Source organism: Candidatus Polarisedimenticolia bacterium, assembly GCA_036004685.1.
Classification (GTDB): Bacteria; Acidobacteriota; Polarisedimenticolia; order Gp22-AA2; family AA152; genus DASYRE01.
Genome location: DASYRE010000025.1, coordinates 1 through 21,950, shown reverse-complemented (window position 1 = coordinate 21,950; position 21,950 = coordinate 1). Strand labels below are relative to the sequence as shown.

General features: G+C 64.9%; 10 protein-coding genes and 2 rRNA genes. 1 reads left to right on the top strand and 11 read right to left on the bottom strand.

What is annotated here, in order from left to right; genetic code table 11:
* Positions 1 to 5: 5 nt before the first annotated feature.
* Genes VGR67_05835 through VGR67_05825 form a run of 3 tightly spaced genes read right to left on the bottom strand, consistent with a single transcriptional unit; the run spans position 6 to position 2,489 of the window.
* A complete protein-coding gene (locus VGR67_05835) occupies positions 6 to 1,073 on the bottom strand; it encodes a sensor domain-containing diguanylate cyclase (protein HEV8335915.1) in 1,068 nt (355 codons plus the stop codon).
* A complete protein-coding gene (gene larE / locus VGR67_05830) occupies positions 1,057 to 1,893 on the bottom strand; it encodes an ATP-dependent sacrificial sulfur transferase LarE (protein ID HEV8335914.1) in 837 nt (278 codons plus the stop codon). Before larE ends, VGR67_05835 begins: the two co-directional genes overlap by 17 nt.
* Positions 1,890 to 2,489 carry a biotin transporter BioY gene (locus VGR67_05825; GenBank protein ID HEV8335913.1) on the bottom strand — a complete coding sequence of 200 codons (600 nt, stop codon included), beginning with the start codon at positions 2,487 to 2,489 and terminating at the stop codon, positions 1,890 to 1,892. Before VGR67_05825 ends, larE begins: the two co-directional genes overlap by 4 nt.
* A gap of 483 nt (positions 2,490 to 2,972) precedes the next feature.
* Between VGR67_05825 and VGR67_05820 the strand changes: the two genes are divergently transcribed.
* Positions 2,973 to 12,650, top strand: coding sequence for a thrombospondin type 3 repeat-containing protein (locus tag VGR67_05820; protein HEV8335912.1), 9,678 nt, complete (start codon positions 2,973 to 2,975; stop codon positions 12,648 to 12,650).
* A 493-nt stretch (positions 12,651 to 13,143) separates the two neighbouring features.
* Here VGR67_05820 and ruvB read toward each other — a convergent pair whose 3' ends face one another.
* The 8 genes from ruvB to VGR67_05780 form a co-directional block, all read right to left on the bottom strand.
* The gene (gene ruvB, locus VGR67_05815; protein ID HEV8335911.1) at positions 13,144 to 14,190 is read right to left on the bottom strand and encodes a Holliday junction branch migration DNA helicase RuvB; all 1,047 of its coding nucleotides are present in this window, start codon (positions 14,188 to 14,190) and stop codon (positions 13,144 to 13,146) included.
* Between the two features lie 66 nt (positions 14,191 to 14,256).
* Positions 14,257 to 14,895 (bottom strand): Holliday junction branch migration protein RuvA, encoded by a 639-nt coding sequence (gene ruvA, locus VGR67_05810; protein ID HEV8335910.1) that lies wholly within the window; start codon positions 14,893 to 14,895, stop codon positions 14,257 to 14,259.
* Positions 14,896 to 14,905: 10 nt separating this feature from the next.
* Entirely contained in the window at positions 14,906 to 17,794 is a 2,889-nt protein-coding gene (locus VGR67_05805) for an alkaline phosphatase family protein (protein ID HEV8335909.1), read from the bottom strand.
* Positions 17,791 to 18,351, bottom strand: coding sequence for a crossover junction endodeoxyribonuclease RuvC (gene ruvC, locus VGR67_05800; GenBank protein ID HEV8335908.1), 561 nt, complete (start codon positions 18,349 to 18,351; stop codon positions 17,791 to 17,793). Before ruvC ends, VGR67_05805 begins: the two co-directional genes overlap by 4 nt.
* Entirely contained in the window at positions 18,302 to 19,051 is a 750-nt protein-coding gene (locus VGR67_05795; protein ID HEV8335907.1) for a YebC/PmpR family DNA-binding transcriptional regulator, read from the bottom strand. The genes ruvC and VGR67_05795 overlap by 50 nt, the downstream gene beginning before the upstream one ends.
* A 151-nt stretch (positions 19,052 to 19,202) precedes the next feature.
* Positions 19,203 to 19,319 (bottom strand): 5S ribosomal RNA (gene rrf / locus VGR67_05790).
* A 13-nt stretch (positions 19,320 to 19,332) separates the two neighbouring features.
* Positions 19,333 to 20,616: a hypothetical protein gene (locus VGR67_05785; GenBank protein HEV8335906.1), complete on the bottom strand. Its 1,284-nt coding sequence runs from the start codon at positions 20,614 to 20,616 to the stop codon at positions 19,333 to 19,335.
* Between the two features lie 162 nt (positions 20,617 to 20,778).
* Positions 20,779 to 21,950 (bottom strand): 23S ribosomal RNA (locus tag VGR67_05780); the annotation flags it as partial.

Sequence of the window (21,950 nt, the reverse complement as noted above, 5' to 3'; positions counted from 1 at the left end):
GCGGATTAGGAGGAAACGCGGTTCTTGCCGGAGGTCTTGGCGCGATACAGCGCCTCGTCGGCGAGGCGCACGAGATCCTCTTCGTTCTGCGCGTCCTGCGGAAAGAAGGCCAGACCCAGGCTGATCGTAGCCCGCACCTGCCCTTCCCGGCCGTCCGGGAAGGAGGCTTTCTGCTCGACGTCCCGGCAGAGCTTCTCGGCGACTCCTCGGGCCGCGTCGTGCTCGGTTTCCTGCAGAATGACCGCGAACTCCTCGCCGCCGTAGCGCGCCAGGACGTCGGAGCGGCGCAACCCCTCTCCGAGGATCCGGGAGATGCCGCGCAGCACGCGGTCGCCGATCGGGTGGCCGAGCGTGTCGTTGATTCTCTTGAAATTGTCCACGTCGATCATGAGCAGCGACATGGTGCGCGAATAGCGCTGCGCCCGGCCTATCTCCACGCCGAGGAGGTGCTTGAAGTGACGGTGATTGTAGATTCCGGTGAGGGGATCGATCAGCGACAGCTCCCGGGTCTGCCGGTAGAGGAGGCTGTTCTCCACCGCCACCGCCGCCAGCTGCCCGCAGCGCTGCAGAATGTCAAAATCGGCGGCCGTGAAGGCGTGCCGCGTGCTCGAGGCGAGATTCAGCGTTCCCAGGGTGCGGCCGTGGATCTCCAGGGGAACGACCATGTCGCTCTTCATCCCGCCCCCTTCGGGATTCTCGGCGAAGCGAAGATCGGCCTCGAGATCGTTCCTCCAGAGGGGCCGCTGGTGGAGCACCACCCAGCCCAGCGGATTGTCGACGGCCACCGGCACCCTCTTCCCCTCGGCGGGAAGCAGGGTGGCACCCCGCGAGTAGGTGAGGCGCATCGAAAGATCCTGGGTGTTCTCTTCGAGGAGGGCGATGCTGGCCTGATCGATCGGAACCAGCAGCGAAAGCTCGCGGGTGATCGTGCCGAGGACCCCGGGCAGGTCCTCCTTGCTGGTCAGGGCCGAGGCTATCTCGAGAACCGATCGAAGAAGATCTCTCCGGCCCGAGGCGGGATCCCGGGAGCCGGGCGAGCCGGCGGCCGGGAGGGTCTCATCCCGGGCTTTCAAGCCCCCACCCCGCTTCATTTCCGAACGCGGCCGCCCCTCCGGGGCGGTAGCCGAGCGGATCGATGAAGACGCTCGCATAGCCGGTTTGCAGGATTCGTTCGATCAGCCGCTGCCGCAGGCCGTTCTCGTCGAGCCTTCCCATCTCATCGCGGGCCAGCTCGAGGCGCGCCGCGTCGCCCTTGGCCCGGACCCGGAAGAGGCGGAATCCCTCGGCGCGCACCGCCTCCTCGGCGCGCTCCACGCGCCCGAGGACCTTGGGGGTGATCGGGGTGCCGTGGGGAATGCGTGACGAGAGGCAGGCCATGGCGGGCTTGTTCCAGGTCGAAAGGCCGAGGTGCCGGCTGATCTCCCGTATCTCGGCCTTGCCGAGCCCCGCCTCGAGAAGCGGCGCCCGGGCGCCGTGCTCGCGGGCCGCTTCCATGCCCGGCCGGAACTCCCCGAGGTCGTCCTTCTGGGCTCCGTAGGCGACCGCGCCGAGCCCGAGCCTCGCGGCCTCCTGACGGAGAATCTGGAAGAGCTCGGTCTTGCAGAAGTAACAGCGCCGGTTCCCGTTCTCAAGGAAGCGGGGGTCTTCCATCTCGCCCGAGTCGACGAACCGATGCGGCGCGCCGATCTCGCGCGCGATCCGCGCCGCCTCCTGTTTCTCGATCCACGGAAGGCTGGCGGAGACGGTGGTGACTCCCACCGCACGCTCCCCCAAAACGTCGTGGGCCGCCCACAGCAGAAGCGTGCTGTCCACGCCCGCCGAGAAGCCCACGGCCATCGGGCCGATACGGGAAATCGTATCCCGCAGCCGCTCGAGGCCGTCCGGGAGGCTCAACGCGAAGCTCCTGGCTGCCGGTCCTCCGGCGGCCTTTCTTCCCGCTTGGCATAAAGTCGCACCGCCGAGGCGGCGAGGAGCGCCTTCAGGATGTCGAACGCGACGAAGGGCGCCACTCCCATCTTGACGGCCCCGGCGGGCCCCGCCAGAACCGCCATCTGCGCCCAGCCGAAGAGATGGATGATCAGGGTGGCGGCGGCGAAGCCGAGAGCGAGCCATGACAATCGCTGCGTTCTCCGAGAAACCTGGCCGGCGAGCCAGGCCGCCGGAATGAAGCCAATCAGATAGCCGCCCGTCGGCCCGAGGAGATAGGCCGGCCCACCGCCGGACGCGAAGACCGGGGCCCCCGACAGCCCCGCGCCCAGGTAGCTGCATACCGCCATCACCCCCCCCCACGGTCCGAGGAGCCCCCCGGCCAGGAGCACCGACAGGGTCTGAAGCGTCGCCGGGACGGGGGTGCCCGGGAGGTCGAGCCGGATGCGGGCCGACAGGGCGATCAGAAGCGCGAATCCGAGGGAGCTTCCGCCCAGAAGCACGAGATTCCGAGTCCGAGATTCCTGCACCAGCCGGGGATGCCCGGTAGCCCTCCATTCCATCGATCCGCCCTCCGAGTGCATGGAACTACCAGATTGCCGGCAAGTTGACCGTGCCCGGGAGCCCGGTTTTCAGCCGTACGTCATAATAGCCGCCCCACGATCTCCAAGTCAACGGCTTTGACCGGGCGGCTGACGACACGGAATGGTCATGAAAATGACGTTCTGACATTTTTTGCTTGACACCATTTTCTTTCACGGTATATTCCCGGCTGCCGATCGATAACGTTCGGCCACTCTCTCGGTTGCGTTAAAAACAACTCAACGGCACTCCCCCCTAAGGAGGTCTCGACGCTGGCCACCCTCTCCTCGTCGCGTCATTCTCTTTTTCTTCTTGACAGGTGTGTCGCTTGAACGTACATAGCCGCTTACCCAACGCGATTTTGCTCAAGACAGCTTTGGACTCAGAAGGTTCTCGGTCAGGAATGTCACTTCTCGTTGCCCGCACTCAATACCTTTGCCCCGTAACCCTTTTAGGAGGAAGTCATGCCTAGTAGGTTCTCTGCGCAGAGCGGGAAAGGGGTGCTCCTCGTGGCCCTTGCTCTGGTGGCGACCCTCCTGGTGCCGTCCGTCTATACCTGGGCGGTTAAAGGAGGCGCAAAACCCGGCATCGATCCCAATAGTCAGCTCGACAAGCGGGATATCGATCCGGATGCGCTGGCTTATTTCCAGCGCACTTCCATTGATGCCGTCAATGAGCGGCCGCTGGACGTGGCCCCTCTCGGCAATTTCAACCCCAACATTCCGCCACCGGGTCAGCAGCGGAAGGGGCTGATTTTCACGCAGCAGGGCTTCTTCAACCCGAAGAATCCGCACGCGTTTGACGCGATTCCTGCGGATTTGCGCCCCGCGGCCGCCCACGCAGCGCCGGCGGGCAAGGGTCTGGGTCTGGGCAGCGGCGTCGGGATCATCCAGATTTCGGCCGACGCGCTGAAGGTGAAGGGTTACGACGCGATCGAGGCCGAGTTGAAGGGGATGGGCGTGCGCATCCTCGACACCCGCGCCGACCGGGCGCTGGTGGTGAAGGGCAGCGACAAGGCGATGGCCGAGCTCGTCAAGGCCTCCTTCGTCGAGGCGTCACTGCCGTACGCGGGAGCGTTCAAGATCGACGTGAACGCCGGCCGGCAGATGCTGCTCGACAAGGTGCGGGCCAACAAGAAGGAGCTGGACGTCCACGTCACCGCCTGGGACCCGGCGGAGGTGGAAGGCCTGCTCAAGGACATGAAGAACGGCCACCACGACAACGTGTCGATGGTGGAGGACGGGGCGACGATCCTGGCGACCCTGTCGGTCGCCGATCTGCGCAAGCTGGCGCGGGACGAGCGGGTGCGGAACATCAGCGAGGTTCCGGAGTACCAGCTCTCGGCGTTCGTGTTCAAGGAGCATCCGCCGACCGTGCAGGTCGGTGAGAACGAGAACACCGGCTCGGCGACGCCCTACTGGGACGCCAACGTGGACGGTGGCGGCTGTGGCAACGGCGCCGTCGGCAACACCGATCCGCGGAACTGCTCCACGCCGGTCCCGGCGACCATCGTGGCGGTCCTGGACAACGGCGCGTCGACCGACGCGGCGACCCTGGCGCACAGCACCGCGACCCTGACCGAGGCGCAGATCAGCGCCCTGATCGGGGGGGGGACGCACCGCAAGATCGCGGCCTACCAGCTGGTGGTCGCCGACACGGTGCCCATCGGCTCGACCTGCGACAGCGTGCTCTCCGGCGCGCAGACCCACGGCAACGTGATCGCCGGGATGATCGCCGGCAACGCCAGCGCCTTGGGCTTCCAGTTCTCGATGAGCCACCTGGTCTCCCAGACCTCGGTGCCGCGCGCTTTGAACCTCGACGGCGCGGCCCGCGGCGCGCGCCTGGCGATCCAGGATGCGGCCCTGACGTCGCAGTGCACCGCGGCCGAGATCGTCGAGCGGGGCGCCAACGTGAGCCCCGGCTCGCTGACCGCCCGGATGGACGCCGCCTACACCGCCGGCGCCCGGCTGCACGTCATGGCCTTCGGCATCCCGAACTGGGTCGCCAACGGACAGGCCACCGGGGCCGGAACCTACACGGCCGAATCCAGCGAGCTCGACAAGTACCTGGTCAACAACCTCGAGTACCAGGTCTTCGTCCCGGTCGGCAACCGCGGCTTCTCGCTCACCAACGGCCGCGACCTGATCTGCGACTTCTTCGACGGCGAGTCGAGCGGGGGGAGCGACGCGCAACAGCTCCTTACCCCCCCCTTGGGTCCCATCTTCCGCCCCTTGCAAGCGTCGCCGCCTTCCACCGCCAAGAACGTCGTGGCGGCCGGGGCGACCTGCGAGGACACCGGAACGATGTTCGGACCGTTCAACGAGGAGGAGAACCCCCAGAACTTCACGGCGAAGGGTCCCGCCAGCGCGGCCTCCCTGCGCGCCGTTCCGATCGTCACGGGCGTCGGCAACGACCGCGCCCCGACGGGCGGCGGCCCGGTGCCGATGGGCATGTACACTGTCCGCAGCCGTGACAACAACCAGGGCGGGCCGGTGGAGACGGAAATCGACCAGCAGGCCCGCGGCACCTCCTTCGGCGCCGCGTCGATCGCCAGCATCGCCACCATCCTGGAGGACTACTTCCATCAGGGCTTCTACCCCACCGGCGACCGGGTCCAGGGGGACCGGGTCTCGGCGGTTTCGGGCGCCGCGGTCAAGGCCATGCTCGCTGCCTCCGCCGACTTCTCCGAAGAGCAGCTCGGCAACGCCGGGAACACCGCCGGGTTGGATCCTAACGACGACCAGGTGGCCCGGTCGCGCGCCTCGCTCGTGACGGTGAGCGGCTCGCCCCAGGTGCTGGGGAACAATCAGCAAGGGTATGGACGCTCGGTGGCGTCGCACGTCCTGCCGATCGTCAACTGGCCGAACGAGACGGTGCCGGAGGACTTCGCAGTCATCAGCGCCGGGACGCCTGAGAAGCCGGCCCTCGGACTGGTGGTCTGGGACGGCGTGGATCCCGACGGAGGGGGAGCCGCCACGGCCGAGCCGGCGATCAGCAATGCCAGCACCCAGCACGATCATCACTTCCGGGTTCTCGGGAACGCGGGCCAGATCCGGGCCTGCGTCGCGTGGCCCGATCCGCCGGGCGATCTGCTGGTCAACGATCTCGACCTGGAGCTGATCGATCCGACCGGCAAGGTCTACGACGGAAACGTCTACAACGCCTTCAACCAGGTGGTGGGCCAGTGGGGTCTCGGCCGGGCCGGCGGGGATCCGGATCAGGCCGATCACTTCAACGCGATTGAGTGCGTTCACCTGCACGACAACCCGGATGCCAACCCCGGGACCGCCGACAACCAGATCGTCGACGGAGTTTGGACGGTGCGGGTGAAGCGCGGCGCCGGAGGCGCCGTGGCCGGCCAAATCAGCCAGATCACCGGAGCCAACGAGGACGCCAACAACAACAACCGTCTGGACGCCGGCGAGGACACCGACGGCGACACCTTCCTGGACAAGGGAGGCCAGGTCTACGGGCTGGCCGTGGCCGGTCCGCTGGTCGTCGAGAAGGACGGCACCAACACCGCGCCCCAGTTCGCCAGCTTCCCGCAGTCGATGGCGCGGCTGGACAAGATCCGCTACGGCTGCTCCGACGACGCGGCCGTGAACGTTTGGGAGTCCGACGCCTCAGCCCTCCAGATCAGCGGGGCGACGACCGTCCGGGTCTACAACACCTCCGGCGCCCTCGTCGACACCGAGGCGAACCTCAAGTTCAACGGCGCCAGCCACGTCTTCTCCTCGATTCCCGTGGCCGTGCGGCTCGGCAGCGGCTCCCCCGCGGTCGGGACCCCCGGCAACGGCGTCATCGAGGGCGACACCGGCTACACTGTCGAGGTGACCTACGTCGACGCGACCGGCGGCTCGCGGACCGCGTTCGGACGGGCCCCGATGGATTGCGAGCCCAACTTCCTGGGCGGCATCTTCGTGATCCCGGGACAGCGCAACAAGACCGACCTGCTGTTCGGCGGCTGCGACACCGACCAGTTCTTCGACCGCAACGAGCTGGTGACCTATTCGGTGGCCGTGGTCAACAACTCGCGGCTCGACGAGTACACCGACGTCACCGCCACGCTGTTGGCTTGCGCGGTGCCTTTCGGAGCGAACAACAGCTGCGGCACCCCGGCGCCGCTGTCGATCCTCGATTCGCCCAAGAACATCGGGCGTCTGCCTCAAGGACAGCCGGAGGCGGTCACCTTCTCGATCAAAGTCAACGACGTGGCGGTGTCGGGTCAGCTCTTCCTGCGTCTGACCCTGGCCAATACGAGCAACGGCACGGTCCTGGGCCGCCAGGTCTTCAACTTCCAGCATGCGCTGGGTTCGGACCGGGCGAGCCTGCACTACTCGACCGACTTCCCGAACGGCAGCGGCTCGATCCAGCGCGACATCAACCGCTCGCTGGTCATCGAGCCGAACGACCGCCCCGGCCTGACGCTCGGGCTGCTGGATGAGACGGTCACGTTCTCCAGCATGTTCACCCCGCTGGCCGGCAAGCCCGGGAACAACGGCGCCATCACCAACGTGATCTGCATCGGCGCCGGGAACCCCTCGGGCTGCGTGGCGGCCGACGAGGCGTATCCGGCGCTCGGGATCTTCAACAGCACCGGCGACAGCAACGGCATCGTCGACCGGCATGTCCTGACCGACACGAACCCCGCCGGCACCGACCTGATTCCGTGGAACTTCGATGCCAACAACGGCGGCTGGTACACGCAGCGCGACGCCGCCAGCAACATCGGCGCCTCGGCGGCGACTCTGCCGGTCTGGCACTACGTGCAGAACGGCACTTGCGGGTTCCAGACCCAGTCCAAGTCGAACTGCGTCCAGGCCAACGGCACGCCGGGCTTCGACAACGGTCTCGGCGGCGGCTGCGTGGCGATTCCCGCCGGCGCCTTCGTGGGCGGCGTGTGGCACACTGGAAGCGGCGTGACGGGTACCTGTGCCGTCGGCGGCGCGGCCTGCTACCTGAATAGCGACTGCGGCGCCAACGGTCCCTGCAACGGCGGCGCGGACAACCCGGAGTGCGGCAACTACGGCCTGGCGTTCAACGACTTGACGGGCCGGCGCGCCGAATTCCTCCTCGACTACTTCATCAGTCCCGTGATCGAGAAGGTCAACCAGGGGACCGACGCGAACGGCAACCCGTTCACCGTCGAGTTCCAGCGCCTCGGCTTCAACGAGTCGATCCAGTTCTACTACAACGAGCCGACGCTGTACATCGACGTCGACAACGACATCGATCACGACGTGCCGAAGGCGATCGTCCGGCCTGGCAACGGCCCTCGCGGTGACGGAACGCAGTACTACATCGCGACCCAAACCGGACCGATCGATCCCCACTACACCGTGTTCTACTACAACCAGGTGACGTTCGGTCCCCGGACCGACCCCGACGGATCGCTTTCCGCCGGGACCCCCACCCTGACGGGCGACGAGACCGGCTTCACCGGCTTCGACAACGCCAGCGGCAACGACTACTACGCCATCAAGCCGATCATCCCCACCGCCCCCACGAACCTGCGGCCTTTCCCCGGCCCCTGCCAGGGAGGTGCCGGCAGCTGTCCGGCCGGTGCCGCCGAGCCGCACGTGGGTGAGGACACCGTGGCCGGCCCCAGCCGAGGGCTGGAGTTCGATTCGGTGGACTACGAGGACAACGGCCTGCAGTTCTTCACGCCCGGCGACGCGGGCAACCGGTTCCAGATCGGCCTCGCGTTCCTGTACGTGGAGCAGAATCCGATCATCCCCAGCGCGTCGGACGGCGACTTCGGCGTGTCGGTCGACGACGTCGTCTTCGAGTGGGACGAGGTCCATCCGGCTGCCGAGGCGACCCCCTCCTGCAGCCGCATCGGCATCGGTGCCGGCGAAATCGCCGCCGGTTGCAAGTGCGCCACCCTTTCGGTGGACAGGACCAACCTGTACGACTGCAACGAGACCCTCAGGGTCACGGTGAACGACTCCCGCTACGGCGCGGGCGCCGCTTCTCCCTGCATCGCGGGGACCGCGGGTGGAAGCAACGACACCATCCAGGTCAAGGTCTGGTCGAACTCCGATCCCTTCCCTGGTGAAACCATCAGCCTCGCCGAATCGGCGACCGCGGGTGTCTTTACCGGCCAGATCCAGGTGTCCGGGGTGTTCAACTCCCCGGGCGTCGTCTTCACGGTTCCCGGAACCGAGACCAACGTCTTCGTCGCCTACGAGGACAGCCAGTGCGACTCCAACCAGAACCACATCGCCGGCCAGTCGAGCTTTGCGAACCTGGACGGTGACGGCGTGCCGTCCTGCGCCGGTCGCGACGGCATCCCCGGAAGCTCGGATGACATCACCACCTGCAACGGACTGGATGGCATTTGCGGCTTCAACCCCGCCACCGGGTCCATCGACGACGTCTGCACCGCGCCCGCCGGCCCCTCCGACAACTGCCCCACCGTCTACAACCCCCTTCAGGTTGATGACGACGGGGACAAAGTCGGCGGCACCGTGGTGGGGGGCACCTACTTCGGCTGCGACAACTGCCCCTTCATCTACAACCCGAGCCAGGCCGACGGCGATCTGGACGGCGTCGGGGATGTCTGCGACAACGACGACGTCGACAACGACGGCCTGATCAACGCCACCGACCTCTGTCCGGATGTTCCGGATGAGGGGCACTGCACCAACGACGCCACGATTCCCTGTAGCACCCACGGTGGTCCTCTGGCGGCGTGCGTCGGAGGAACCTGCGTGGCCGGACAAGTCCTGGGCGGCGGCGGACACGGAGAGGCCTGCGACGACGATCCGCCGAGCGGCTGCACTCCGAATGTCGTCGGTCCCGACAACTATGACGGCGACGCGGTGTGCGACGAGACCGACAACTGCGACTTGACGCCGAACAGCGGCCAGGCCGACGCCGACGGCGACGGTCTGGGCGATGCCTGCGACGGCGACTGCCTGGGCACCTGTTCCAACGATGCCACCAAGCGGTGCTTCGTCAACTCGAACTGCGTCTCTCCGGGCACCTGCACCGTCAGCCGGGTCTGCTCGGGGACCAACGACGACGCCGACGGCGACCTCGTCCAGGACAACCAGGACAACTGCGCCGTCACCTACAACCAGACGATCCTGCCCGGCTCCGACCCGCCGGTGCAGTCCGATGACAACTTCAACCTCATCGGCAACGCCTGCGACCCCGTCGGGCACTTCGACGAGAACCGCGACGGCATTCCCGACGACGTGGCCAACGGTCCGTTCTTCGCGATGGCCGCGACCTGCAAGAACGTTCCTCTGGCGGAGCTCGTCGTTCTCTCGCCGCTCGTCCGCGACCGGGCCGAGCTCGGGGCCTGCCCCAGCGCCAATCCGGCGGTTCGCGCTTGCCTGTCCGGGCCCAACGTCGGCAAGGCGTGCACCACGCTTGGAGCGACGTGCGCCGGCGGCGCCACCTGCGCCGACGTGGCCAATGCCTGCGGTGACGGCGATGCGTTCGGCGACCCGGGTGAGAGGGTCCGGCTGGGCCTGGTGCTCCAGAACATCACCGGGATCAACCTGACCGGCATCAACCTCTCGCTCTCCACGGGCGATCCCGACATCGCGTGCATCCTCGATGCCGCGATCACCATCGCGAGCTTCCCGAACGGCACGACGCTGGATACGCGCACGTTGACCCCGGTCGACGATGCCGCCCAGCCGACCGACGGAAAGTTCTTCGAGGTGGTCATCGCCTCGACCACGACCACCAACACCGGGACGCTTCCCGCCCGCGGCAACCTGACCCTGACGATGAACTCCAACGAGGTGGGCGGCACGACCGTGCCGATCCCCGTCGCCTTCCTGGAGGACATCGACGTTCCGACGGGAGCCACGGTCACACCGACGGCCTCCCGCTGCGACGCTGATCTCGCTCCGAGCTTCGCGGGCGCCGCCTGCGCCTCCGACGCGAACTGCGGCAACGTCCCAACCTCCTGCAAGCCCGGCCTGATCTACGAGGACTTCGAGATCCAGGGGCCGAGCCCGACCGGTACGGGCGGAATCAGCCAGAACAACGATTTCAGCTCCACCTTCGGGTTCATCGAGAGGAATGCCGCCGCGGACTCCAACACCTCGATGGTGGGTCAGGCCTGCTTCGGGTTCATGGAGATCGGCGGCCGCACCGGTCCTCAGGGCTGTCAGATCGACCCTGACTTCGACACCGACTGGCACTTCGACAGCACCACCGGGCCGATTCCGGCGGAGAAGGCGTTCCACGGCACCAAGTCGGCGCACTGGGGCCGTCACACCGATGCCGCGGAGAGGAAATTCGACACCACGCCTCTTCGCGAAATCGAGGCTTTCGACACGAACCCGATCAACCTGACGATCCTGCCGAACGCGACCATCGGCGACCTGTTCATGTCCTTCTGGCACATCGCCGACTTCGCGGACGACAACGCGATCAACTTCCAGGTCGACCAGTCGGGAGACCACGCGGACGTTCAAATCTCGGTGGATCAGGATCCGGGTGCGGGAGACAACTTCGGCCGCTGGCAGAAGTTGATTCCGTTCCAGAACGTCTACGACCACACGACCCAGGTCTGGTCCTGGTTCGGTTACTGCGAATTCACCCCGACCGACGCGGCCAACGCGAACGTCCCCGGCTCCTTCGGGGAGACGATGTGCTTCCCCGACGGCGTCTGGTCGCACTCCGGAAACGTCCTGGGGACGAACGTCTTCTCGTTCTTCAATGCCCAGGGTCCGGGATCTCTCGGCAGCATCGGTGAGGGTATCTGGGTCCAGAGCAAGTTCAACCTCGGCTTGTTCCTCGGACAGCGCGTCAAGTTCCGCTGGGTCGGCCAGGGCTGGGACTTCGGCAACGGCTGGGATTCCTATCTCGAGCCGCCCGGAGCCGCTAATCCGTTCGACATCGGGACGCGCGACGACGGCTGGTGGATCGACTCGATCCAGATTACCGGCGCCGTCACCACGCCGATCGCTCCGGCGGTCGAAACTACCTCGATCCCGCTCACCAGCCAGTGTCCGGCGACCGCGGCTGCCAAGTGCAACGAGGCCCTCGGCACGAACGGCTTCACCGTCGACTTCCGCATCAATGACGCGGACGGGGACGGCGTCATCGTGGTCGGCGAGTCTCTCCTCCTCGACGCTTCGCAGACGGCGAACCCCGGAGGGTGCGCCGACGGCGTGGCGCAGTTCCGCTTCTCCAAGGTCGACGGGGGAGGAACGACCGTTCTCCAAGACTGGTCCACCTCCGGCAACCTGAAGCTCGGAAACACGGCCACCACCTCTACCAGTACGAACAACGCTGGCGACCTCTATCAGGTCGAGGTCCGCTGCAGCTCCGACTTCTCCTGCACAACCGCTCCGGTCGGTCCGCCGGTCGGTGCGGTCGCAGGTGGGTGCAACGTCTACGCCGGACCGCCTCCGGCCGCCACCGAGCCGAGTCTCTCGGGTGGGCTCTTCGGCGCGGTCACCTGCGCCGGTGGCACCAATCCGGGTACGGCTTGCACCGCGGCCGCCCAGTGCCTCGGCGGCGGCACGTGCTCGGTGCCTGCGCCAGCGGCAGTCACCATCTCCAACTACCTGCTCAACGGACCGGGCACGCCTCCGCACCTTTCGATGCCGCGCCCGGTGTACGGTCATGCCTTCGTCAGGACCGCGGCTCTTGGCGTCGGCAACGGGCTGGTGGCCGGCGGCACCGATGGTGGCCTCACCGGAACCTGCACCGTCTCCGGTTGCACTCCCGCGGCCGGGTTCAGCAACGTCGCGTCGTTCACGACGAACGGACTGGCCGGGGTCAGCTCCTGCGACATCGACGCGGTGCAGCACGCTTGCAACCCGCCGACGCCCAGCCAGATCAGTCTGGACGACAGCGCCAGCAACCCGCTGTCGGCCAACTTGTACTACTACCTGGGGAACATCTTCACGACTCCCGCGGGAGTGACGAAGGTATTCGCCACCTACGGTCAAGCCAGGACCGAATCCTGCAGCTTGAGTCCGACCGACCATTGCGGTGGATCAGGAGGGGCCGGTGTGAAGAGCAGCTGCCTGAGTTGCTCGATTACCACGGCCACCCGCTGCGACGTTACTGCCGACTGCCCCGGAGGCGAGACCTGCAACAACACGTCAAGGGGCGTTTGCAGCAGTGCCAACGGGACGCGTTCCACCACACCTAGCTGCCCGTAACTTAGACAGATAGGGCACTCAAGCGGGGCCTCCGGGCCCCGCTTTTTTTTGCTCAAAATCCTAGGTCCGGAATGCCGGCGAGCTTCGAGCCTTCTCCAAGCTCCCGCGACATCGGCACGATCCGGCACCCTGCTCCGAATCGGCGACGCCCAGCGGCAGACGCCTCGGAGACACACCTGGAGGAAATGATCTCGCCTCTGAAGCGCGCCAGGCAGGGCCGTGATGAGCAGACTGCTGGCCAGGCCGCAGGAGTGCTCGGCTGCCGGAGCAACGCGATGCCAAGGAGGGGGAGGAGGCGCCTCCCCAGAAGCACGATGGGGGTCTGCGCCCGAGTCAGGAACCGGAATCGTTGAGACGATCGTCGCGACCGGCGAATCAGGAAAGGAGGGGCCAACGAACCGCTGGCCGCCCGCGCCCGGAACAACCTGGGGGCCGGCTCCGCCGCGCGCTACATGCAGGAGTCACAGTGGGCTTTGAGAGGTGGCCGGCCGGCTCAGAAGAGAGGCGGTTGGGGAGCGACCTTCCGGGCCGGGGATTCGGATAGCTTCAGGTGCTGGCAGGCAAGGCGCGTGATTCGCCTGCCCCGCGCGGTCCGGTCGATGAAACCGATCTGCAGCAGGTAGGGCTCGTAGATTTCCTCGATGGTGTCGCGCTCCTCGCCGATGGACGCTGCCAGGGTATTCAGTCCCACCGGCCCTCCGTCGAACTTCTGGTGGATCGTCAGGAGCAGCCTCCGGTCGACCTCGTCCAGGCCGTAACGGTCGACCTCGAGACGTTCGAGGTACTTTTCGGCGGTCTCTCCCGTGATGCGGCCGTCCGCCTTGACTTGGACGAAATCGCGGACCCGTCGCAGCAGCCGGTTGGCCACCCGGGGGGTGCCGCGCGCGCGCCGGCCAATCTCCTCCGCCCCCGGATCGTCGATGTCCACCGCCAGAATCCGGGAGGCCCGCCGGATGATTCGAGTGAGATCTTCCTGGCCGTAGAAGTGAAGGTGGTGGACGATTCCGAATCGATCCCTCAGGGGAGCGGTGAGCAGCCCAATGCGCGTGGAAGCCCCGAGGAGCGTAAAGGGAGGAAGATCGATCTTCACGACCCGCGCCCCGACGCCCTGGCCGATCGTGATGTCCAGCTTATAGTCCTCCATCGCCTGATAGAGGACCTCCTCCAGCGTGGGACTCAGGCGATGGATCTCGTCGATGAACAGGATTCCCCTCTCCTCCAGGTTGGTCAGCAGCGCGACCAGGTCCCCGGCCTTCTCGATGGCTGGTCCGGACGTGGCCTTAATGGGCATCCCCACTTCGTGGGCGATTACGTGCGCGATCGTCGTCTTGCCCAGCCCCGGAGGCCCGTACAGGAGAATGTGATCCAGCGCCTCTCCCCGCTCCAGCGCGGCCTGGATGAAGACGCGCAGGTTCTGCTTCATCCGCTCCTGGCCGATGTACTCTTCCATCGTCCGGGGGCGCAGCGTTCGATCCAGATCCCGATCTTCGTCCCGGCTCGCGCCCGAGAGGATTCTCCGATCGTCTCCCGAAGGCACCATTGTCCTTTCACCCGGCAAACGGCCGGCAAAGGCGGCCCGCGCGCCCGTGCTGCTTGATCCGGTCCGCTACCTCGATGCCGACACGGTCCGGAGGGCGTCGCGCAGCAGTCGCTCGAAGGTGACGGTCTTCACGCCGGAAGACTCCACAGGTTCCAGCGATCGGCGGGCATCGGAGACGGCCCGCTCCGCGTCCCGCGCCGGATACCCGAGGTTCACCAAGGCCGAAAGCACGTCCGCGGCGAGGGCGCTCGGCCCCTCCACCGCCTCGGTTCGCTTGCCGCCCCCCCTCTCCTTGGTGTCCGTGTTCTCCATCTTGTCGCGCAAGTCCACCACCAGTCGCTCCGCGGTCTTCCGCCCCACGCCGGGGACTTTGCACAATCGGGCGACCTCTCCTCCCCGAATCGCTTCCTGCAGATCTTCGGGCGCGAGCCCGGAGAGGAGGGCGATGGCGAGACGGGGGCCGACGCCACTGACCCCGATCATCTTCTCGAAGAGGTACCGCTCCCGAGAGGTGGCGAATCCGTAGAGCGCGATCGCGTCCTCGCGGACATGGGTGTGCACCAGCAGTCGGACTTCCGCTCCGATGGCCGGCAGGGAGCCGTAGGTCGAAAGCGGGACTCTGACATCGTAGCCGACGCCTTGAACGTCGAGGATCACCCGCTCGGGCGTCTTTTCATGCAGGGTGCCGGAGAGCCGGGCGATCAAGGCTGGCCTCCTAGCGCGGCTGAACCGGCGCCGCGGGTTCCGCCTGCCGGAGAAGCCGGAGAGCATCGGCCTGGTGCGGGTCCATCTTGAGAGAGACCTTGAGAAGGCCGGCCGCGTCCTTCGGCCGCCCGTTGATCTGATAGGCAAAAGCCATGGCGTTGTAGAGGGAAGGGCGCCGGGTGATGCGAATCCCCTCCTCGAAGAGATCGCGCGCCTTGTCCACCTGTCCGAGCCGGCCGAGGGCGACGATCAGGTTGGTCCGAACTTCGGCGCTGGCCGCATCTCTTCCCAGCGCCTTTTCGAGGAGCTTGGCCGCCTCATCTACCCGGCCGTCCTGGAGATAGATGCTTCCGAGGTTGGCAGCTGGCCCCACTTGGTCCGGCCCCAGCTCGATGGCGCGTCGGAGCTCTTCTTCGGCGCGACCGAGATCGCCCTGCCGCCGGTAGGCGAGTCCCAGCCAGTTATGGTGCATGAAAGAGCCTTCTTCGCGGCGGATGGCCGCCTGGAGCTCGGGAATCAGCTCGGGGACCCTCCCTTGTTGATCGTAAAGCACGAAGAGCTCTTCCATCGGGGAAAGGGACAGAGGCTCCTCGGCCAGAGCGCGCCGGAAGGCGTCCTCCGCCTTCTGGGGCTGATTCGAGCGCGAGTATAACACCCCACGGGCCGTTGAAATCATCGCTTCGTTCTTTCCCGTGCCGGCTATGCGGTCGAAATAGGCGAGACCGTCCTCGTCGCGTCCTGACTTGTGAAACAGCTCGGCGATTCGCAGGAGCACGTGCGGCTCGTATTTCAGGCCGCGGGACACGATGCGCTGGAGAAGAGCGAGCGCCTGGTCGGGATGGCCCTTCATCTCTTCGATCCGGGCCAGTCCCAGGAGCGCCGAGACGGTGTCGGGGTTGCTCTGCAGCGCCAGGCGGTGCTCGGCCTCGGCCCCCTTGAGGTCCCCCTTGGCGGCCAGGATCGAGGCCAGATTGGCGTGATAGAGGGCCGTGGTCGCGGCGTTGACGGCGCCCGACGCGCCCGGCTTGCCGGAGTCTTTGGGCTCCGGCGGCGCTCCGACGTATCCGAGCGAACGAAGAGTCTCGACGATCGCCTCGCTTCCGGCGGCGCCGGATGCTTCGCTCTCCCCTTCCCGGGCGGGTCGCAGCGGGTCCCCGTAGGCTTCATAGGACGAGATTCTGGGCAGGGCGCCTCCTCCCACGAAACCGGGATCAAGGCCAACGCGCAGGCTCCTGCCGGGAAGGTCCTCGGCGGGTGGAAGGCCCAGCAAATCCAGAATCGTGGGCAGCACGTCGTAGAGGCTCGACGTCGGAAGCGGGCCTGGCTTCACGTGGGCGCCGTGTAGAACGAGCATGCCGAAAGGAGCATGCCAGAGTCCGGGCTGGCCCTCGATGAACGGAGGAAAATCCTTCGGGCGCGATTCTCCCGAATCGAATCCATGGTCCGAGAGCAGGATGAGCGTCGTGTCCCTAGAAATCAGGCGGAGCACCTCTCCCAGAATCCGGTCCTGAAAGCGGTAAAAGCCGGCGACCGCCTGGGAGTACTTCGCATAGCGCTCGGCCGGGACCCCGGGCATTCGGGGCGGCTCCAGATGGGCGAATCGATGGCTCACCTCGTCGATTCCCTGGAAGTAGACGGCGAAGAGATCGGGTTGCTTGCGGCGCAGGAGATCCTGCGCGATGCGGGAGTAGTTCTCGGTGCTGGCCACCACTCGGATCAGCGTGGCGAGAGACTCCAGATCCTCTCCCTTCGCGCCTCGCCGCGCCTCCGGCGTCCGCGCCGCCGCCAGTTCCGCCGGCGTCACGTGCACCATGCCCGAGATGTCGTCCAGCGTGACGGCCGCTTCGCTCTTCAGGAAGGGTTGAATCTCCTTGAAATAGCCTTCCGGAAAGGTCTCCTTCCCGCTCAAGCTCATCCCCGAGACGAAGCTGAAGAGAGAGTAGGAGACGCGATCGGAGACCATGATCCCGCGGACGGGCTCGGCAGGCCAGGTAGCCCACCAAGCGACGAACTCCGTCGTGAGTCCGGCGTCCGAGGCGATGTTCCAGGCCGCCTTGACCTTGCGAAACTCGCTGGAGATCGGGACCATGCGCCGCGTCTTCGCATCGAGCACCAGGAAGTCATTGATTCCATGGACGTCGGGCGATTTCCCGGTGGCGATCGTCGTCCAGAGAAGCGGGGAGAGCGGAGGATTGTTGGTTCGAATCTCTCCGTACGCTCCCTCCTTCCTCAAGCGGGCGAGGTTGGGAAGCTCGCCTTTTCGGATCATGGGGAGGGCGAAATCCCAGTCGGCGCCGTCCAGACCGATGACGGCGATCTTAGCTCCGGTGTTCCTTCTCATTGCCGCGAGCTTCTCCGTGCCATAGGAGGCCAGGATCTTGGGATCGGTCTTGCCGGAACCCACTCTAAGACTGTCTTCCACGAGACCCAGAGGCTTCAGGTCCTCGCTCAGGATGCTCCTCTGCTGGGACGGAAGATTCTCCCTCCACAGCTGGTAGGCCGGAGTGCGCTTCGCAATCCGGACGATGAAGCCCTCCGCCTGCCTGCGAATCCAGCCGGGAGCATCTTCGCCTGCGGCGCGCTCACGGTGGGCCTTCAGAACGATGCCGTCGTCGAGACGGACCCGAAACTCGAAGGGAACGGCGACCTTGATTCGATCCTTGCTGATCGCCGGGATCTCGCCTCGTAGGGTCAGAGGTTCCGCGGAATAGACGTAGATGGCCTCCCACCCGGGAATTCGCCAGTGAACTCCCTTGGAAAGGAGGAGAGGGTTGGATCGGCCCACGCGATTCTGCAGCACGGAGATCCGCTTGGCAGGAACGATTCTGACGAAGACGGCCGCGATGAGGAGGACAAGGAGGGCGATCAGGACGAGCCGCCGCGGGGCCGGAGAGGTCATGTGAGTTTTTGCAGACGTCTCAGTCCCGACGAGCGGTTGGCATGACAGATGGCGACTGCCAGCGCATCGGTGGCATCCAGGGGCATGGGCAAAGCGGACAGGCCCAGCAAGAGCCCGACCATGCGTGCGACCTGGGCCTTCTCGGCACCGCCGTGCCCGACCACCGCCGCCTTCACGTGGCGCGGGGCATACTCGAAGACCGGAATTCCCGCCCTGACGGCTGGCAGCAGCGCCGCCGCTCGCGCCTCACCGAGCTGCATGGCGCTGCGCACGTTACGCGCCAGGAACGGATTCTCGACCGCAACGGCGTCGGGTCTGAACCGTATCACCAACTCTGAAAGGGCGTCGTGAATGTCGGAGAGGCGATGCAGAAACTGCTTGTCCCGGCCCGGGCGGATGGCTCCGGACTCTATCTCACGCAGCCGTCCCCCGCTCTCCTCGAGCAGGCCATAACCGGTGGAATGAGAGCCGGGATCGATTCCCAGGATGCGAAAGACGTCTCTTGGTTCAGGACGCCCTTCGATCGAGCTCTTCGTCCGGAATGTCGAAGTTGGCATAGGCGTGCTGGACGTCGTCGTGATCCTCGAGGGCTTCCATCATGTTCAGGAGGTTCTGCGCCTTCTTACCCTCGACCCGTATCCGGTTCTTCGGGATCATGGCCACCTCGCCGGTGGCAATCGGAAGGCCCTTCTTCTCCAGGGCTTCGCGGACTCGCTGATAGGATTCCGGCGCGGTGAAAACCTCATAGCTCTCGCCGTCATCCCGGAGATCCTCCCCTCCCGCCTCGAGCACCGTCTCCATGAGCTCGTCTTCCGACAGGGGACCCTTGTCGACGACGAGGTATCCCCTCGCTTCGAACATCCAGGCCACCGAATTCTGCTCACCCAGATTGCCGCCGAATTTCGCGAACAGGTGCCTGATCTCGGGAAGGGTGCGGTTCCTGTTGTCGGTCATCGCCTGGACATAGATGGCCACGCCCCCCGGACCGTAGCCTTCGTAGGCGATCTCCTCGTATTGCTGCCCGGGAAGTTCGCCGGTCCCCTTCTGGACGGCCCGCTTGATGTTGTCGCTGGGCATGTTCGCCGCCCGCGCCGCTTCGATCGCGGTCCGCAGCCGCGGATTTCCGCCCGGATCTCCCCCTCCAAGTCTTGCGGAAACGGTGATCTCCTTGATCAGCTTCGTGAAGATCTTTCCCCGTTTCGCGTCTTGAGCGCCCTTGACGTGCTTGATCTTGCTCCACTTGGAATGGCCGGACATCAGTTCCTCCCCAGGCTCCTCGATCTTGGGCGTATGATAACATAGAAGTTGATCCCCGCCTTTGAAGGCTGGCTCGAAATGACCTTCATTGCACGGCTTGACGGAGTCAAAAAAAAAGGCTCGCATGAGTACCATGCGAGCCTAATTAACTCCCCGGCAACGGCCTACTCTTCCACACAGTTGCCCGTGCAGTACCATCGGCGCTGGAGGGCTTAACTTCCGTGTTCGGAATGGGAACGGGTGTGGCCCCTCCGCTAGAATCACCGGGAAAGCCTGATTTTTTAGAAAGTGACTTTTGCGCCTACTCCTATGGAGAATCCGCCGAGCCGGATGTCGCCTCCCTGAATGAGGATGATATCGTTGGCCTCGTCGACCGTAGGGTTAAGGATGATCGCATTCGAAATGTCCGTCACTCCGGAAACGGCGCGGCAGGTGGGAGCTCCATTCACACATCCGTAATCCTGGTAGTTCGTGAGCACCTGCTCTTCATTATTGATTCGCACCTTAACTTTGCTTTGCGCCCAGACGTACCGGGCATCGATATAGATGGACCAACGATCGGAGAAATAATAGTCCACTCCCCCCGTCAGATGGTACTCCATTCCGTCATCTACCGAAGCGCTTAGTGCCGTGAGCGGTGTTCCTCCAGCCGGCCGATTCGGATCGGCGATACAGCCGTTCGGATTGAAAGTCTGATGACAGGGGTAGCTCAGTACGCCCCGAGCCCCGGATTGAATCGCCTGGACCACCAGGCCGTTGGTGAAATCGCTGACATCATCGAATCCGTTCATGGTAAAAATCCTGTTGCTGCCGGCGCTGTTCGAGGAGGTCAGTACGAGTGGAGTCCCAATCCGGCTCTTGCTCGTGTCGAGGCTCGTAAAGATGTAACCCACCCCGGCACCGACATAGGGATCGAAGGGACTCTCGGGCCGGAACCTGACCAGCCCGGAGATACTTACTGGAATCTCCGTGATCTGCCCTACCGGAAGGAACCCGTTGCGCCGCACCGTGCTTGACGCCTGCGGGCTCATCACGTAGCAACGTTTCGTTCCGGGGGGCGCGGGGATTCCGCTTTGGACCGGAGCACAAATCGATGTCGTCGGATCGAGAGGATTCCGAGGCTGGGTGCGTTCGTTCGGCGGAAGGTTATCATCCGGAGCCTGGGCAAAGAGGTCTACCGGAACCGTGGTGTCCTCCGAGTAGAACTCGATGTTCCCCACGTCCCCCCTGAAATAGCTCATATCCAGCTGAAGGGCCACCCAGCGAGTTATTCCGAAGCTCGACTGGAAGTCGAGCTTGAAGTTGTCTTGAATGGTCGGCTCGTTGAGCTCGTTGGCATCAGGCCTGGGGTCCGAGAAACGGATTGACGGAAGATTCTGGGCTTGGCTGGCGTCGATCGGAGCGAACGCCGTCGTAGCGTTGCTGCGGATATTGTCATCCGTCGACCAGTAGGAGAAGCCGCCTCCGAACTGCCACTTCTTGCGCGTGTCCTCAGCCCTGAGAGGCGTTCCCGAAAGGACCGTCACGATGACCCCGCCCGCCACTAAGGCTGATGGAAACCGCATGCTCACCTCGGTTCGCCCTGACAATTGAAACCTTCCTTGAAAGCGTACGCACAGAGTTCCTCCCAGTCAACCTGGAAACGCCGGGCTCTGCTGCAGAACGACAGCGTCGGGAGGAGAATCTGGGCGCGAATGCGGGAAGAGCTACGGCGGGTCTAGAGTTTTATGGTCAAGCCTCACGACCGATTAGTACCAGTCAGCTCAGTGAGTTACCCCACTTACACCTCTGGCCTATCAACCTCGTGGTCTACAAGGGGTCTTGAGTCCACCCGAAGGTGGAAGGGATACCTCATCTTGAGGGGGGCTTCGCGCTTAGATGCCTTCAGCGCTTATCCTTTCCGAACATAGCTACCCAGCGGTGCCCCTGGCGGGACAACTGGTACACTAGAGGTCCGTCCATCCCGGTCCTCTCGTACTAGGGATAGATCCTCTCAAGTATCCTACGCCCACAACAGATAGGGACCGAACTGTCTCACGACGTTCTAAACCCAGCTCACGTACCGCTTTAATGGGCGAACAGCCCAACCCTTGGAACCTGCTTCAGCTCCAGGATGCGATGAGCCGACATCGAGGTGCCAAACCCTCCCGTCGATGTGAACTCTTGGGGAGGATAAGCCTGTTATCCCCGGCGTACCTTTTATCCGTTGAGCGACGGCCCTTCCATGCGGGACCGCCGGATCACTAAGCCCTGCTTTCGCACCTGCTCGACTTGTAGGTCTCGCAGTCAAGCTCCCTTGTGCCTTTGCACTCTACGGCTGATTTCCAAACAGCCTGAGGGAACCTTCGGGCGCCTCCGTTACAGTTTAGGAGGCGACCGCCCCAGTCAAACTACCCACCTAACAGTGTCCCCGAACCGGATGACGGTCCTGGGTTAGAATCTCAGAGCCGTAAGGGTGGTATTTCACCGTTGGCTCCACGCAGGCTGACGCCCACGCTTCAAAGCCTCCCACCTATCCTACACATACAGCACCAAAATTCACTGCTAGGCTATAGTAAAGGTGCACGGGGTCTTTCCGTCTAGTTGCGGGTAACCGGCATCTTCACCGGTGCTACAGATTCGCTGAGCCCCTCGTCGAGACAGCGCCCATCTCGTTACGCCATTCGTGCAGGTCGGAACTTACCCGACAAGGAATTTCGCTACCTTAGGACCGTTATAGTTACGGCCGCCATTCACCGGGGCTTCAGTTCAGAGCTTCTCGGGATTGCTCCCGATGACCCCTTGCTTTAACCTTCCGGCATTGGGCAGGCGTCAGTCCCTATACGTCGTTTTCGACTTTGCAGGGACCTGTGTTTTTAGTAAACAGTCGTATGGGCCCTTTCACTGCGGCCTCGGAAAG